This is a genomic window from Bacteriovorax sp. Seq25_V (assembly GCF_000447795.1).
Classification (GTDB): Bacteria; Bdellovibrionota; Bacteriovoracia; order Bacteriovoracales; family Bacteriovoracaceae; genus Halobacteriovorax_A.
Map to the genome: position 1 here is coordinate 42841 of NZ_AUNI01000019.1, position 17597 is coordinate 60437.

Below are 17597 nucleotides of genomic sequence, written 5' to 3' on the forward strand. Positions count from 1 at the left end.
CATTGGCACAACGGTAAAGCTCTGACATCAAAATGCTCCCGCATTTTGCTGCAGGCAAGAGGTTGGACGTCATCAATTATCATTCTGATAATTGCTTTCTACAGTCGACTCCGGCTCCTACCTCTCGTCGACATACCGTCCATCCTGGACATCGTCGACTTCGGCTCCTGCCTCTCGTCGACATACCGTCCATCCTGGACATAAAAAAGGCCCTGCGTTTAGCAGGGCCCAGTTTATTTTTGAATGTGATTGATTCTTATAGTCCGAATAATCCAGCTTTAAGCTTTTTCTTCGCTTCTACTTTATCTTCTGTCGACATAAGAGCATACTTAAGGTCATTCATTGAGAAATTCTCAAATAGCTCACTTTCTTCCTTAGACATCTCTCCATACACTCTAGAAAATACATCGTATGCATACTGGAATCTTACGAGACCCACTTTGTCGATATATTTGCCTACTGCTTCGTTGATATCTTGACCACTCATCTGCGCCTCAAGAAATACATTGAATAGTGTATCAACGTCAGTCTTAGCTGTTGCATATACTGTTTTAAGGTCGATAACTTTTTCAATCAATTCTTTTCCAGCAGTTGGTTCTGCTTGTGGCCCAGTTTGAGTTGGTTCTTCTGAAGCAACATCAGTTGAGTCATCAGCTGAAGCTGCGTCGTCAGTTGCTACATCATCTTCAGATGGAGCTGGAACTGGAGCTGGTTGAACTGAAGCATCATCAACAGTTTTCTTAATCGCTGAAATCTGAGTAGCGATTTCATCTTGTAGACCGTTAAGTCTATCAATTAGTTCTTTCGCAATTGTATTTCTCTTCGCTGCTCCGTACTCGAAAGTAGAGTCTTTAGTCTTAGATACAATTACATCTCCAAACTCATCACTGTCTTGGTTAAGAGCATTCTTGTAAACAGTTAAACTATCTGCGAATGCATTTCTTGCTCTGTACTCTTCTTCAGTTTCCGCATCTGATATACTTGAACGAGCATTCGTTCTTGCAACTTGCGCTAGAACTGGTCCAAACTTAAAGTTTTCTTTGTCTAAGATTGGAATAAAGTTCTTAATCGTCCATTTTAAAGATGGTACTTTTGTTTTGATACTTAGGTCTAGTTCAAATGGTGCAGGGTACTTCATACCGTTTGCAGCTGTAAATCTCATTGGATCATGTAGTTCTTCACCATAAACTAAGTGTCTAACTAAGTTATCAATTTCTGCATCGTATCCTGGTACATCAACAAATGAGATGTGGTTACTTGCACCAGCAGTCGTTAGAAGTTCTTTATTTGTTAAGAATTCCATTGCGAATGCTTTATCAATCCAGTTACCTCTAATTTCGATATCAGAAGAGTCATGGTCTTCGTTTGTTCTGTCAGCAGCGTCTACGTCATTGTGCAACTTACCAACTTCACCTTCAACTTTAGCAGAGATCTGTAGTTGACTCTGGCATACAGCTACGTTGTTACCAGTTGCTTGAAGACACATATTCATAAGAGTTTGTGAGTATGCTTCTACGACTGCTCCTGGGATATTCTTGTCAAAACATGTCCATGGCTTGTAAGAACCTTTGTCATTTGGAAGATCAAATGTAAGTTCAGACATAGACTCACTCATTACAAATGGTACTCTTGCATCAGTAATCCATTCTTGGCCACCGATTGTTGCAGTTAAACTTGCATCACAAGTTAGATCAGGCGTCTTGATAATATCAAGAAAGAATCTTCCTGCTGCATCGTTTGCATCCTTTGTTTCTTGTACGTAATCACAGAAGTCACCAATTGAAGCTCTTTGCTCAGCTGAACATCCAGTCACTGCTAGTTGCTCAAACCCTTGGAATTGTCCTAGGTAAGTGTGTAGTGATTGCCACTGCTCGTGAATTTGTCTAACGTCAAGCATTGTATAGTAAGTCGATACAATATAGTTCCACGCACCACTTCTGTCGTTGAAGTTCTTTCTACGATTCTTTAAGTTTCTCCAGTAGTAGTTTTCCTGGTACTTATCAGCTAAGTGGTTCATAATTTCTTTAACGTTTGAACCTTCGTCAAATCTGTTACAAGTAAGCATTGAACCAGCATCTTCATCAGTACAGAAACCATATTTTTTAAGGTTAGGTACTTTGTTTAGAAGAGTAGATTTTCCAAGCTTAACAAAGCTTCCATTAGTTAATTGTACTTCTCTGTTATAAGCAAATTTTAATGCTGCAGTATCATACTTACCGAATGTTGATAATTCGTTAAGTGACGAGTAAGCATAATCCATAATCGATGAGTATACTGATCCGCCATCAATACCTAGCTCTTTTCTCTCTTTTTCAGAGTAGAAGTTATCCTTGTCAACACTTCCGTAGAAGTTGTGTCTAAGACCTAGATTATGTCCAATTTCGTGAACAAGAGTTGGAACATATGCATGTTTCGCTAGGATTTTAGTTAACTGAAATTTTTGATCAGAAGTTAATTCAATCCAATCTTTTAGTGCACCTTTTTCATCTCTAATACCTTTAACAGTATTGATTTCTTTTACAGATACTTTTCCAAGAGATTGAAAGTTTAACATGTCAGATGTAAAACCTGAGTTTCTGTTAAGAATTTCTTTTGCTTTCGCTTGTTTTGCATAACGACTTGTAAATTCAGGGTTCGCTTTTTCAAATCTCTTAATAAGCGCATCTTCATTTCTGAATTCAACTTTTCTATTAAGGAATTCTTTAATTGCACCCTTAGTAAGTCTCTTACCAAGCTGAACCTTACCTAGAGATTTATTTACTTTTTCATGCTTGTGGTTATGGCCATGAGCATCTTTTTCTCCAAGGTCAAGTTTTGCAATTAGGTTAAGTGCATTTTGAACAGCATTTGTTCTCTCTGCAGCTGTTGACTTCTTAAGAAGTGGTCCGGCCATTCCTAGAGCTTTTTCTGCATCTGCTGGAGGAAGTGGTCTTTCATTCTTTTCTCTTTCAAGTTCTCTTTCTAACCATACGATTGAATCATAAGTATATGGTGCAAATGACTCTAGTGAACCTTTGTACATATTAGTGTGACCTTTAACGATCTCACCTGTTCTTGGATTTGCTACTGTTGGTCCGTATCCTAATAGTCCAGAAGCGATATCTTCAATAAGAACAATCATCGTGTTTCTTAAGCTTCCTGGTGATTTTCCTGATGGCTCATGAAGTTTTAAGAAAAGGTTAACACCGTCTCTTGCCATCGCTTTATTCATTCTATCAAAAGCATAGTAAGTTGCTTCTTTTAAGTACTCATTTCCAAGAGTAACAATTTTACCATTTTCATCGTAAGTTGTTTTCTTGTTAAACTCATCACTTAGGTGATAATCGATAACTTTACGTTCTGGATTCCATCTGTTCATTACAAATGTATAATCTGTTCTCATGTCATCGTTTTTAATTTTTTCTTCAGTTGTAAAAAATCCAAATAGTTTATGATCATCAACAGGGTAGTTAACTTTCTCATAGTTTGGTGATGCAATAGAGTCTAGTTTTGCAAAAGAGTAGTGAACACGAACATTAATCGCACCAGCATTATCTTCTAGCTGTTGCTTATATTGTTGCCATGTCTCGACATTGTACATTAGGTTTTCGTAACATGAAGGTGTGTCGATAAATTTATAAGTCTTTTCAATTGTAAAGTTTAAGTCTGTCTTTGTAATTTCAAGAGTGTCTTTAAGTAGTCTGTCTCCAATTGGCATGAAACATGAGTCTCCAGAGCTTGGAAGCTCTAGACTATCAGCTTCAAGAAGTTGAGTTCCTGCAAAGTTTGCAACAAACTTATCTTTTTGGAACCACTCAAGTTCTGAGTTTTCTTCTTCCTCATTTGTACACTCGTCATTTGAGTTAAGTCTACAACGGTAAGCGTGATACGATACAGGAATCTTCAAGATTGGCTTATTGTTAAGCGTATTATCTGTAAACGAAGGATCCTTTTCCATTTGGTAAGCAACAATTGCATCCTCTTCAAACTTAAATTTGATGATTCGCTCTTTACCTTGAACAAATGGCGCCATCGCAGTTGTATATCTTGGTACACCTTGCGACGTTGGTACGTATAAGAATTCTGCTTCAGTGTCGATACTTGCTTTTGCTTGTAGACCACCGTTCTCAGAAGACTTAAATACTTCTTCAAACTCACGCTCTTTAGCACATCCTGTAATTAGACCTGCAAGAACAAGAGTACTTAATAGATAATTCTTTTTAGACATGTTCACTCCTGTAGCTTTAGACTTAATATCTAAATCCTAATGTAAAATAATATGTAGACTCATTTTTATCAAAAAGTTGTACGTTTGATTCTTTTCCGTTTACGGCCAGTGCTGAACCACCAATTGCGTGGCCAATCGTCGCTGATGCCCCAACTTCATGTGAGTAAGTGATTGACTGATCAAAAGAAAAGAAGTCGTTGTAGTTACCATCGTATGTAAAGTTGCGGTAGTAAGTATTACCAAGATAAATTCCAAAGCTATCGTTAAACGCGTAATCAAACATCAGAGAGTTTGATAATGTTCTTTGTGTATTAGATTTTCCACTTGTTGTTACTTTGTACTCGTGAAAGTTATTAATGATTGAAGGTGAATATCCAATCGTTAATCCCTTTGCGATATTTGAAGCGTCGTAAAGAAATGTAACCGATGCAGAAAGTGCTGTTTGAAGACCTGTTGTTTTTCTTGAAGCTTCTGATACTGGTATCTTTGTTGAAAGTTTCGCAGTTGAAGTCCAGTACTTTGCGAATACAGGTAGTGCACGTGATAAAGATAAACTCGGATCTCTAAGTTTTTGCTCTCTTTCACCTTCAAGATCTTTATCAAGGATTAAAGATAATCCCGCCTTAAATTCATTTGGCAATTTATAACCAAACCCAAGGGATGTCGTATTTGAATAAGACTTCTCGACATCACCAGTTGGTTTTGAATCCGTTTCTAGTGTCGAAGAGAGACTAATTGACCACAGTTTAGACGCTTTTTCAGGCGATTTAACACTTGTTTCACTTACGCCCTGTTGGGCCATAGCTTTTGAGGCCAATAAAATTAATAAGATAGACATTTTCTTTGTCATTATCATTCCCTGTGTAATTCCTATCACTAGTTATGTACGCAAGTATTTGCAAATACAGTGCCAGTAAAATCGGTGTCAGAAGGTGACTATTACACTCAAGAATATAATAAAAAGGCCCCGAAGTGGGGCCGAGTGTAAATTATTCATGCAGTTAATAAAAATATGAACAGTTTTAGAGGAAGCGAGAATAAATTTTATCGAGGAAAATACCTTTGAAGGCATCTTCATTTTCTAACCAAATTTCTTTGAGTCCTTTTTCGTCATTAAAGATAGGGCATTCAAATGTAAGAACTGGGCAATCAAGTTTTGCTGGCCCATAAGTTCCAAGTGAACCCGGAGTTGGGTAGCCAATATCCGCTACAACTTCATACCCATTTCTTTCTCCTAGGTAGTTTGCCACATCAAGACAATCACCATTGAAGTTTACAAGTGGCTTCCATGAGTGAATTGATAATATTAGTCCTGGAGGATATTTTTTAAATAGATTGATGAGGTATTGATTTTCAGGTTCGCTAAGTGGTTTATTACCTGGGTAGTATTTCTTTTCAGATACTTCACTAGTCCAGCAGTCAGTTGACAGGTTTCTATTGAGGTCTACTCCATTAGCATTCACACGTGTGTTTGCTCGGTAGCCGTCTACGTTAACGATTGGAACAACGACAAGCGGTATATGCATTTGATCTTGAGTCTTTAGCCAGTTAAAAAGTTGCTCAACAACGTAAACACCTTCGACTTCATCACCATGGACTCCTGCCATTAAATAAATGTATTTATCTCCATCGACATCCGTTCGATAAGATTTTATCTCCGTTCCTTCAACGCTGAAACCTGAATTTAATTCATGAAAATGCATATTCTATCCTTTTAAATTTCATCAAATATTTTATCAATATCAATACTCAAAGTCTTGAAAAAAACTCAATTCTTGGATTTGTGTAATATTCAAGTTATTATTTTATAAATAGGGGTCACCATGAAAAAGAAACAGGTTCTAGCAGTGCTAGAATATTTAGATAAATTAAGCCAAAACGATTATCAAATAAATGATGCAGTACAAGAGTTAGTTGATTTCGCCAATGAATACATCACAGATGATGAGACAGCTGTTTCAGCAATCAATACTGACTTTATTGTTCCAAGTGAGGCAAAAGACCTTAATGCTTATACTGTTTACTCTGACGGTGCCTGTCGTGGAAACCCTGGGCCTGGGTCATGGGGCGTGGTAGGTCAGGATGTGGATGGGACAGTACTCTTTGAGCAAAGCGAATTTCATCCTGAAACAACAAATAACCGTATGGAGCTTCTTGGAGCGACAAAGGCCCTTGAGTATATGATTAGACATCTCGCCGATCAAAAAAAACCGCAATCAACTGCAGTTATACTTTATAGTGATTCAAAATATGTCATCGATGGCCATGAGAAGTGGCTACCAAATTGGAAGGCGAGGGGCTGGAAGAAGGCAGATAAGAAAGAACCTGAAAATCTTGATCTGTGGCAGAAATTCGATTTTATTACGAGTAAATTTAAAAATCTCAAGTTTAGATGGGTAAAAGGACATAGTGGGCATCCTCAAAATGAGAGATGTGATCAATTGGCCAACCAGATTTTGGATGATAATCTAAATAATTAATGCATAATACTTGAATATTATTGTAACTAGGGATATCCTTTCTACATTAGTATTTACAAATAAATTTAAGGAAAAATTTATAATTTACAAAGGATGTTGCATGAAAAAAATTATTCCATTCCTAGTTCTAGGATCGATGGTGCTAGTTTCTTGTAATAAGAAAGAAGCAAAAATTGAATCAGATGACGACAAAACTTTCTACTCAGTAGGACATGTTTACGGAAAGAGATTCAAAGAATTCAAACTAAATGAAAGAGAAGTTGAAGCACTAATTGCTGGTGTTAGAGACGGTATGACCAAAGATCAAGCACAAGTTGATGATACGATGAAATATGCATATAAATTCAGAGATATCATCCAAACAAGACTTCAAGCAAATTCTGCTGGAGAGAAAGAAAATGGTGTAAAATTCCTTGAAGCATTCGTTAAGAATGAAGGTGGAACAAAAACAGCTTCTGGTCTAGCTTACAAAATTATCAACCCAGGTTCTGGAGAGAAACCAAAAGCTACTGATACAGTTGAAGTTCACTACAAAGGAACTTTAATTAACGGAACTGAATTTGATTCTTCTTATAAGAAGAATAAGCCAATTGAATTCCCACTAGATAAAGTAATTAAAGGATGGACAGAGGGTGTTCAACTAATCGGTAAGGGTGGAAAAATTAAATTAGTGATCCCATCTGAACTTGCTTACGGTGATCAAGGTGCACCTCCTTCAATTCCTGGTGGAGCAACTTTAGTATTCGAAGTTGAGCTTCTAAGTTTTAAAAAATAATTGAATTTATAATGAGGGGCCTAGTTTAGGCCCTTTTTTTTTGTAAAAATTTCACCCGAATGGAACACTACGTTATTTTCGTGTATAAAGCCCAAAACTAATTGGGGGAAAATATATGAAGATATTATCTAACGGACTAATTTGTTCGCTAATGCTACTTTCGACACCAGCATTTGCTGAGTGGGTTAAGAAAGGAACAAACTACTCTGATGTTAAAAATGTTAGAGTTTCAGATGTTGCAAGGTTTCGTGGAGAAATCGATTCTAAATTATCTCTATTTTCAAAATGGGCAGAAAAAAATACTGATGAATTATTTGTTGGGTTAAATGTTAAAGAAGTACACAATCTTTTTCTAACAGATTTCCCACAAAGAGATGGATCTAAGTTTAAGTATAAACTTGGTGCATTCATCGAATTAAAAGATAGCGAAGATCAGGCAGAGAAATTCTTCTTTGTTAATCTTGTTGCAACAGGTGACGAGCTTGAAGAGAGTGGAAGTAGAGTTAAAGGTGATGTTGAGATTTATCAAACATCTATTCGTGCACTAAAAGATACTTCGCTTTCTGTTGAAGTTGCTCTAGGAGCAAGAAAGGCAATCGTTAAAGACGATGCCCTTGGAATCAAAATGGTATTCCCACTTGGTGTCGGTGCGCTTGATGAGAACGTTTTAAATGAGGGTGTTTCTATTATTACACCAAGATTTAAAAATGGCGTACTTGATAAGCGTTATGCAATGTATGAAAGAAAAATGCCAAGATACTATATGGGTAAACCATTCATCCGTTTATTGTCTCAAGAAGATCCTAAAGAAGGTTTCACTGGGATTGGATTTCACGCACAACCAAATGGTGATGATTTCATCCGTGCTTTTGATAGTCATGGTTGTATGAGGATGCTTGATGCTGACCTTTATACAATGTATTGGTTAGTGACTGAGTCTGCTACTGGGAAAACTCCAATTGTTGTTAATTTTAATTTAGCAGATAAGTCAGAGCACCCATTTCCAAAGAGAGATAAGCCATATAAACGAGTTTTAAACACTGGTTCAGCTGCATCTCCTGACTTTGCTCTTGATATCGATGACCTAGTTCAACTTCAGTATAACTATAAAGCGGAAGCACCAATTTCTGAATTTAAAGACGATGTTGATGATGATGTTAATGTTCTTTTTGATTACGATATGTGGTGGAGAGTAAAAGAGAAGAGAGAAGGTAAGGTCGCTGCTTGTAAAGAGAGATTCAAGTTTGATGATAGCCAATTCAAAGTTGATTATACTCCATACAAGTTAAATATTAATGATTACGTTAATAACTGGATGACTGATAAAGAAAGAGCTAAGGCGATCAAAGAGTTTGAAAAAGATCAAAAGAAGAAAGATCGTGAGTATAAGCGTGAAGTAAAAGATATGGAAAAAAAATTAGCAAGAGCTAAGAAGCAAAATGCTGAAGATTATGATGACTGTATCAAGAATATTAGAAAGAAAAGATCACTGAAAGATAGATTATATCGTTGGTGGGTACACGGAAAGTAAGTTTGAAATTAAGGCCAGTTTAACTGGCCTTTTTTTTTAGTTAAATTCTATCCCAAGAGAAACAAGCGCCTGTGTAATATTTGTTCTTTGTTCCACACCGTCAGAAAATGTTTCCGTCGCAGAAATACTTTCAACTGTTCCTTCAATTAGAAAACTAAAACGTTTACTATATGGAATATCTACACCAAGAGTAAAGCTTGGAACTATTGAAGCAGTTCCTGTTTTTACTGATTCATTAAGTTGTGATTGCGTTTTTCCATAACCCAAAGAAAGGGAAGCGTATGGAGTTGCATCAAGTTCCCAAAAGTCATTAAAACGTGTTTGTAGGCCAACTGTTGCCATATATCTCTGCGAGCTAATTTCAAGATCAGGGCTACTTAAAGTTAGGACATCGTCGTCATAGCGAAATCCAACTTCATAGCGTAGAAAATCATTAAAAGCTTTTGTGTATTTAAATTTATAATTATTTCCAACGCGAGCACCATCGTTATTTTCTGACTCGGTTGTTGATTCACTTAGTCCTTGAGAAATACCACCAAGAATTTGAAATCTTCCTTCGTAGAGCTTTCCATACTTTTTAAGAAGTAGTTTTCGCTCTGTTTTTAGAATATTCTGGTACTCTTTGTCGCTGATCATGCGAGGAATTTCTGTCCATATTTTTTCGATAGAGTAGCTAACTGTTATTATGTCTCCACTTTCAAAAGAGACGGAAGCATTCTTATCTTCTAGTTCCCATTGTGAGAAGTCTCTAGAGACAGTGATGGCCTTCGCGACAACTGAGGTTGACTTATTACTAAAAAGAGAGCGTTGACCTTTGTATATTTGATCGGCCATTCCTTTTCTGATAACAAATGATTGAGCGCGGTTGTCGACTTTTTGAATGATGACAAGATTATTATTTTCAATTTCCTCAGCAAGAGTAACTTGAGATAATAAAAGAAGTGAAATCATCGTAAATATTTTCATCAATTCTATTTTATCTTTTGATCTATAAATTAACAAAAGGCAATTTTGTACTATTTTAATAAGTTGATAAATGCAGTCGGTTTAAAATAAATAAACTTTTATTTTTATAAGTCGAAATGTAGTTGATATGAAAACAATAGTACTTAATTCTTTATTACTTTCTACACTTATTTTCTCTTCGTGCGTAAAAGAGCCTAAAGGGAAAACCGCGACCGCTAAAGGACTTTTAGAAAAAGAAACAAATAGTCCTCCGGTCATTAGCACTGTAAGTGTGCCAACGAGTACTACCTTTCAAGTTACTGGAAAATATCTTGATGATTTAAGAAATGCGAAACTCGTACAGTCTGCAAATATATATGACTTACAAGTTGTTTCTAAAACTTCCACAACAGCGACTTTTTCAATATCTTCATCAGTAAGGCTTATCACTGATCTAATTTCGACTTTAGTTATATCTAATTCTTACGGCCAGGCGAGTACGCCAATTACTTTCATTATTAACGATGGAACTATAACGACAGCGAAGATCGCTGACGGCGCAGTTACTGCGGCTAAGCTAGATGATATGGGGGCGGTTGATGGTCAGGCCCTTATATATGATTCTGCTTCTTCAACATGGGCACCTGGAAATATTTCAGGATTGGACTTTCGTGGAACTTACCTTCCTCAAGCTGGGATCGAGCCAAATGTTTCCCCTAATAATGGTGATTTTTATGTTGTAACAACTTCAGTTTCAAATATAGATATTGATGGAGTGGGGACGAGAGCAATTGCTATTGACTATAACTCAGGAGATTGGATTGTTTATGATGGAATTAATGATAAATGGACTCGTCTAACTAATACGGCCAGTGGTAATTTCTTTCAAAGAAATGGAGTTGATCTCTTTTATACCGCAGGAGAAGTTGGAATAGGAACTGAAACACCTGTTAATTTGTTAACTCTTAGTGAGCCAACTCTTATGGGTAATAATAACGGAAAAGTTCTTAGCCTAACAGGTGGAACTGATACGGCGAATGCGAATTGGTCTCGTTCGATGACTTTTGGAATTAACGGCGTTGAACATGTTTATAGTGGTACTTATGGAAGTTCTGCTGGTGGAACTTCAACACTTTCATATTATTTCTTAAATGCTTCTAATCCAGGAAGTGCAACACCGTGGGCATCTCCTGATTTTGTTATCAGTAATATAGGTTATGTTGGTATTAATACTATTTCTCCTGGTTACGAACTTGATGTTAATGGTGTTGTAAATGCAACATCGTTCATTGGTGATGGTTCTCAATTAACAGGAATTACTTCTACAAATTCTCTAACAAATCCTGATACGACATTGATTTCTGCTGATAATAATGGTGATTCAACTGGAGAAATTTTATTTCAAACACAATCTTCAACAAAGGCTGTAATTACAAATGGTGGTAGTATGGGGATTGGAACAGCTACTCCAACTTCTCGTCTTGACGTTAGAAGTGTTGATGAAACTACGGCATCTATTTATTCTTATCAGACTAATGAAGCTGTTTTAAATCTTATTTCTAATTCTGGAGCTAATGAGGGAGCTGAAGCGCAAACGCTAGCTGGAAATGGATTAGGCTCAGTCAAATTCTCAGGTCATAATGGAACGAGTTTTCTTGAGGGGGCAAAGATCGCCTCGACGGCCACTGAAAATTGGACAGCAACCAATACAGGAACGAATCTATCATTTTATACAACAGCAACGGCAACAACAGGGGCCACTGAAAAAGTTAGAATTTCACACGATGGTAAAGTGGGTATTGGAATAACAGCCCCAACTGAAGCGCTCGATGTTGTTGGTAACTCGACATTCTCTGGTAATATTTCTGCCGGAGGTAGTGCAACTTTTGGTACAACTCTTTCTGTCTCTGGAGCAACTACTCTTGCAGGAGTAACTGCAACCGATATCGTGGTTGATACTAATCTTCTCTATACAGACTCAACTAATAATCGTGTTGGGATTGGAACGATTACACCTAATGCTTCGGTGATGATGCAAATTGCTGGTAGTTTAATGGTTGATGATTGTGTAGTTGATAGTGGAAGTTCGACAATTGCTGGTACTTGTTCTTCTGATGAGCGTTTTAAAAAAGATATTGAAGCTGTAGATGGGATCTGGTCTAAATTTAAGGAGCTTCGACTTGTTGAATACGGTTGGAGACAAGATGAGTTTCCGGAGAAACATTTCTCTGACCATCGTACAATGGGGGTTATAGCCCAGGAAGTACTAAGAGTTTTTCCTGATGCTGTTGTTACAGACGATGATGGCATGTATAAAGTTAATTACTCAAAACTTCAGATGTACTCGATGGGGGCTGTTGCAGAGCAGGCCCGTGAGATTTCTAAACTCAAAGAGGAAAATGAACAAATGAAAAGCTTCCTATGCCAAAAGTATACTGATGCTCCATTTTGCAATTAAATCTTTGCATTTTTATTCGAACAAATATTCCCTAGATTTTCTAAGTTGTTAATATCATGTGATTAATGATAAACGTCCATTTTTGTACGAAAATTAAGTGAGTTAGCTCAAGAATTATTTATCAAAGGCGATAAGTCACTTGGGTAAATGTATAAATGGGTAGTAAATGAAGAGTTTTGTTGGATTCATTTTATTTATAATTCTAATAGTTTCGTGTACGCCACAGGAAGTTAAAAAAAGTGCAACTTGTGGAGAGAATGAGCTATTTGATGAAGTGAAAAGAACTTGTGTTATTAATACAACACCTCGTCTTCCTGTTGCAACATCAACATCTCTGACAATTTTAGAAAACGCTGCAGAAGCTTCATATCCAATTTCATACACTGATAATGATGGAGACCTCGTAAATTCATGTACGATCTCCGAATCTTTCACTGGCCTTCGTGGTGTGATTAAGTCGCAAGGGATTATCTACCGCGGTAGTGTTACAAATGCTGCTCATCTTTATTATACTCTAAGCCTTGTTAATGATAATACTGTAGCCGTTGGAAGTGAGGTGGCATATCTCTCTGGTTCAACAGTTGTCGTTCGTATGAGAAGTGGTTCTTCGATTTCTGATCGCATAGTTGATGCGATCAATAATTCACCAACTCTAATTACTGCGGGTATTACTGCTGAGCTTGTCGAGTCTTTTAGATTTCAAACTGCGCAGGCATCAATTAATTTTCAAGGTGCATTTTGTGAATGTACTAATGGTGCGTGTAATGTAACATTGCAGCCTATCACATATACAGATGGCCTTTCGTACGTCAAATACTACGTAACTGATGCAGATGGAAATAGTGATATTAAAACACTCGAAGTTAATATTACAAATGTAGATAGAGCTCCAGAAACAAGAGATATCTCAGGACTTTCATTTAACGAAGATAGTTTTATTACTGTTTCATTGACTCCATACGCGTATGGAGGGACTCCTACAACACAGGCCTATGCAGATCCAGATGGAGACGTTGCTACTTCATGTACTATTTCTAATTTAAACTCAAACTTAACTCAGGTTTCTGCGTGTAGTTGTTCAAGTGGCACATGTTCTGTAACTGTTATGGGAGCCGCAAATTACTATGCAACCGGAATAGATTATTTTGATTACACTGTTTCGTCTAATGGTAGCACTTCGAATGTATCCACAGTAAGTGGTGACGTCGTAAGTGTTCCTGATGCTCCAGTAGTTTCGAACACAACTTGGAACTTTACGGAGAGTGGAACAAATGCTGGCGCTGCGGACAGTGCTACTTTTAGTCTTCCAATTCCTACAGATGTTGATACAGGTGAGACATATGAGTACTATGTTTTAACTGGTGCAATTCTCGATTCAAATGTTGGATTTACAACAGGATGTTTCGGTGATGATCGTTTGAGTACGACTTGTACTTTCACTTTAAATGAATCTGCACAAACATCTCAATCAACATCTTTCCAATACTATGTAAAAGACTCTAATGGTGCCTTCTCAAATAATGCAACAATCACCGTTAATATTACTGCGACTAATGACCCGCCAACATTTGCTTCTATGGCAGATGTGACCGAGTCTGGAAATGAAAGTAGTGACTGGAATCCAGTTTCTTTTCCTGTGAATCTAGTGGCCGGTCAAGATAATGAAAATGATATTTCTGGTGCAGCTTTAAATTACTATCTAACAGACAGTGCTGGTAATATTCTTTCAAGCGGTGCAGGAACATATGGAACACTAAGTGGTTGTATGAACCTTACAGGCACTAGTAGTTTTCAAGATCTTTCTTGCTCTTATCTTCCTTTAGACGGAAATACTTCAGGTGTAACGGATGAGTTCTACTATGTTGTTAATGATGGGCTTCTAAATTCTGCTCCGAGAAAAATAAATGTTACAATTGATCCTGTCTCTGATATTCCAACAATTTGTCAGTATTCAAAATACTCTCAAGTTAGTGGAAGAACGGAATGTGGTATTACCGGTTGTATTGGTGACGATGCACCAAAATTTCTTCCATCTTCACATACGAGCTCAAATCCTGTTGCATACTACGATAAGAAAAATGGTGGATGTTACTTAAGCTCAAGTATTACTTCTTGGGAGAGGGTAAGTAATTATATTCAAAAGGTCTCTGTTGGTGAGAAGCAGACAATTATCATTGATAATATTGTTGTAAACGAAGGTGGAGATAGTGCCGAGAATGGAGAAGATGTACAAATCTCTCAACCTAGTACTAACTTAACAGTATCAAATAGTATTCTGACTCCAAAAGCTAATATAAAGTTCTTCTACGACGGAGATAATGATGGCAAGTATGATAATGCTCTCGTCGATCATGCAACAGGATCGGGGATAACGGCATCAGCGATTACACTTAACCAGACGGCGAATGATGCTTCCGATGGACGTTTGAGAATTGAAATTACTCCAGTCTCAGGACAAGTTGGAACTTCAATTATCACTTTAAAAATTAATGATGATCAGGGTCTTATTACAACAGCTAGTTTTGAAGTTGAAGTATTGCCTTTAAGTATAATTCACAATGGTTGGGCAAAGATTAAATCAGTTGGTATAAAAACAGATAAGTTTGGTTTACCACTTGAAAAAAATACGACTTGTACTTACTCTTTGGATAAGTGTAATAATGGTTCGGCCTGTATTTCGACTTCTAGTGGTTCGCCTTCTGCGTCTGCAGACTTTACAGGTGTTGTTTATAAAACTTCGTCTGGCTGTTATGTTTCAACGGCACCAGGAAAAAATTCATGGTCTCCAATTAATTCAAGCTGCGCATTCTCTTCAAATCTTTGTGATGGTGGGGGAACGTGTTTTAGTTCAAGTTCTGGATCACCTTCGGCATCTGCGGATATTGCAGGCGCAATATACCAAACAGCTTCGGGATGTTATCGTTCACTTTCTTCAGGGTCGAGTTCATGGACAGCGATTCCTGCGACAAAATCTTTTTGTAATATTACTGAAGTTAAAAGATATGATGCTAACTCAATTGCAAAATGTACTTACTCTTTAAGTTCTTGTAATAGTGGTGGGGCTTGTGTGTCTAACGATGTTTATGCCGATCCAGCACTCCCAACAAGTGTAAGCGCTGATTCAGCAAATGCTATCTTTAGAGATGGGGCAGGAAATTGTTTCAAAGCAACAGCAGCAGGAACTTCAAGCTGGACCAGAATTTCTTCTTCATCTGATGCTGATCTCGATGATAGTACAAATACATGTGATACCGCACTGGGGGCTGCTCGTTCTGCGAGTTGTACATCAAACTTATCATCGACTACAGAAACAGATCTTATCGCAGAGCTAGATGCACTATTAGTTCCAGCAAATAATAAAAATGTTTATTTTTATAATACTTCTAGTCTCGCTCAAGATAATCAGCGTTGTTGGTATTCAGATGGAGCTAGCTGGAAGCCATATTCTTCAACTACTGAAATCAGTATCGAGTGGGAACCATTCCAAGTTTCTGGAAGTGGTACTGTTACAGGATACTATGTCTATCGTAAGGCATCAGGTGAAACATTTGACTATAAAAACCCTTTAAATAAAACTGTAATCGCGGCCAATGTCTTTGAGTATATTGATAATGGGACTAATTCTCATATCCCTCCTGCTCCAAATAGAGTCTATACTTACGAAGTAAGACCTGTTGTGACAGATGGAACAAATGTTGTAGAAGCGACTTCAAACTCGAACCTAAGTAAAGTTAGAATTATTTCTCCTCCTAATAACACGGTATTTGCACACCGTTGGATGATGAATAAGAAAATCTGTGATTACTATCCATCAACGACAAAGTCACCAGAACTTAATTATATATGTGAATATGTCGGTTTTGCAGATAGAAAGACAAGTACGATCTTCACAGACTCTGGTGGAACAATTGAGGCCTATCCTACAATTAGTTCTTCTACTGAGACTGTTTACGATATTGAAAATGATCTTATTATCAATCGTTTCGAAATGGGATGTCCTTATACTTCTAGTGGTTGTTCAACAACTGATGGAAGTTGTATTGATGGACGTGCTCCAGTTGATGGTTCTGATGGAATTGATGGGGATTACTTCTATGATCGAAGTACAGCAACTTGTTATTATAAAGATGCTGGAACTTGGGGAGAGGCCAATAGTCTTGCTACTAATGAAGGTCTGTCTGGTCTTGGGCAAGTGGCCTATCTACCTCCATTAACAAGAGTCGATAGAGATTTTGCTGCTAATTCTTGTGCTGATATTAGTTTGGAGCCAATAGCTGGACTTACTGGAGCTTCTATTACAAAGTCCCTGCCTACTAAGAAAGAACAATTTGTTTACTCTCAGTGGGAAATTACTTCAACTTTTACAAATAGTATTGCTTCTCAGTATGAACAAGGTCAGTCTTTAAATTCACAAAGTAAGTGTAACTCTTCAGGTGCTCATGGTATCACTTACGGATATACAGATAATCAACTTCCTGACTCATTTACATTCTATTCAATTCCTGGGACCGCATCTTCATCGATTCGTTCTGTTTATACAGGATCTCTACAAACGGCTGCATGTGTGTCTATGTTTGGAGTGCAAGATAGTATAGGAAACGTAGGGGAGTGGTTGAGTGCTTCCGATACATTTACTTACAATCAAACTGGTGATCCGTTTTATACATTTACTTCTACTTTTGCCACTGAAGATATTAATGCTTTTGGAGGTGGTGGATCGGCCGTGTCTTATGCTTTTGATGAAGCGACACAAACTGGTCCATGTAACAATATCGATGGATCTGTAGATAACTCTTGTGAAGGACTTATTGATGAGTGGCAGATCCAAAATCAGACCTATGATGCTTTAAAAATTGATATGGGAAGTGGACTTCCAATAACTAATGAATTTAGTACGTCTACTGATAACGCGTTTGCTTATATGCTTGCGGTTAATGATACAAACCTAAGCTTTAGAAATGATACTATCAAACTAAATATGTCAGTCTTTACACTTGGTGCAAGTGGTGCAAGTGCTGGAATTGTTAGTGGAGGTGGTTATACTGATAAGGAAGCGGCGGGGGTTTTCCACTTTGAGTTGGTATCTCCTACTAGTGCAGCACGTACAGACATAGGTTATCGTTGTATCGCAAGAATTCCTTATTATGAATACGATGCTGATTAAATCCTAATTTACCTTAACATAAATTTAGTGTTATCAT

General features: G+C 37.3%; 9 protein-coding genes. 5 read left to right on the forward strand and 4 right to left on the reverse strand.

Annotated features, from left to right (window positions below; all coding sequences use genetic code 11):
* Positions 1 to 256: 256 nt before the first annotated feature.
* From M900_RS11640 to M900_RS11650, 3 genes are all read right to left on the reverse strand, one after another.
* Complete coding sequence (locus M900_RS11640; RefSeq protein ID WP_021275221.1) at positions 257 to 4207, reverse strand: zinc-dependent metalloprotease; 3951 nt, start codon at positions 4205 to 4207, stop codon at positions 257 to 259.
* Between the two features lie 22 nt (positions 4208 to 4229).
* Positions 4230 to 5057 carry a hypothetical protein gene (locus M900_RS11645; RefSeq protein ID WP_034732559.1) on the reverse strand — a complete coding sequence of 276 codons (828 nt, stop codon included), beginning with the start codon at positions 5055 to 5057 and terminating at the stop codon, positions 4230 to 4232.
* A gap of 172 nt (positions 5058 to 5229) precedes the next feature.
* A complete protein-coding gene (locus M900_RS11650; RefSeq protein WP_021275185.1) occupies positions 5230 to 5910 on the reverse strand; it encodes a M14 family zinc carboxypeptidase in 681 nt (226 codons plus the stop codon).
* Positions 5911 to 6186: 276 nt separating this feature from the next.
* Between M900_RS11650 and M900_RS11655 the strand changes: the two genes are divergently transcribed.
* The 3 genes from M900_RS11655 (at position 6187) to M900_RS11665 (ending at position 8993) form a co-directional block, all read left to right on the forward strand.
* Positions 6187 to 6687 (forward strand): ribonuclease H, encoded by a 501-nt coding sequence (locus M900_RS11655; RefSeq protein ID WP_034732651.1) that lies wholly within the window; start codon positions 6187 to 6189, stop codon positions 6685 to 6687.
* 100 nt (positions 6688 to 6787) lie between these two features.
* A complete protein-coding gene (locus M900_RS11660; RefSeq protein WP_021275212.1) occupies positions 6788 to 7462 on the forward strand; it encodes an FKBP-type peptidyl-prolyl cis-trans isomerase in 675 nt (224 codons plus the stop codon).
* A 115-nt stretch (positions 7463 to 7577) separates the two neighbouring features.
* Entirely contained in the window at positions 7578 to 8993 is a 1416-nt protein-coding gene (locus M900_RS11665; protein WP_021275265.1) for a L,D-transpeptidase, read from the forward strand.
* A gap of 36 nt (positions 8994 to 9029) precedes the next feature.
* On the opposite strand, the gene M900_RS11670 is transcribed toward M900_RS11665, so the two are convergent.
* Entirely contained in the window at positions 9030 to 9959 is a 930-nt protein-coding gene (locus M900_RS11670; protein WP_021275275.1) for an outer membrane protein beta-barrel domain protein, read from the reverse strand.
* A gap of 127 nt (positions 9960 to 10086) precedes the next feature.
* On the opposite strand from M900_RS11670, the gene M900_RS11675 reads away from it, so the two are divergent.
* Together M900_RS11675 and M900_RS11680 are read left to right on the forward strand one after the other, a co-directional pair.
* Positions 10087 to 12396 (forward strand): tail fiber domain-containing protein, encoded by a 2310-nt coding sequence (locus M900_RS11675; RefSeq protein ID WP_021275110.1) that lies wholly within the window; start codon positions 10087 to 10089, stop codon positions 12394 to 12396.
* Positions 12397 to 12562: 166 nt separating this feature from the next.
* A complete protein-coding gene (locus M900_RS11680) occupies positions 12563 to 17560 on the forward strand; it encodes a hypothetical protein (protein WP_034732564.1) in 4998 nt (1665 codons plus the stop codon).
* The last annotated feature ends 37 nt before the right edge of the window (positions 17561 to 17597 follow it).

Bases quoted from the DNA above. Each gene is read 5' to 3' on its own strand.
- M900_RS11640 (WP_021275221.1), bottom strand. From the start codon at position 4,207: ATGTCTAAAAAGAATTATCTATTAAGTACTCTTGTTCTTGCAGGTCTA.
- M900_RS11645 (WP_034732559.1), bottom strand. From the start codon at position 5,057: ATGACAAAGAAAATGTCTATCTTATTAATTTTATTGGCCTCAAAAGCT.
- M900_RS11650 (WP_021275185.1), bottom strand. From the start codon at position 5,910: ATGCATTTTCATGAATTAAATTCAGGTTTCAGCGTTGAAGGAACGGAG.
- M900_RS11660 (WP_021275212.1), top strand. From the start codon at position 6,788: ATGAAAAAAATTATTCCATTCCTAGTTCTAGGATCGATGGTGCTAGTT.
- M900_RS11665 (WP_021275265.1), top strand. From the start codon at position 7,578: ATGAAGATATTATCTAACGGACTAATTTGTTCGCTAATGCTACTTTCG.
- M900_RS11670 (WP_021275275.1), bottom strand. From the start codon at position 9,959: ATGAAAATATTTACGATGATTTCACTTCTTTTATTATCTCAAGTTACT.
- M900_RS11675 (WP_021275110.1), top strand. From the start codon at position 10,087: ATGAAAACAATAGTACTTAATTCTTTATTACTTTCTACACTTATTTTC.
- M900_RS11680 (WP_034732564.1), top strand. From the start codon at position 12,563: ATGAAGAGTTTTGTTGGATTCATTTTATTTATAATTCTAATAGTTTCG.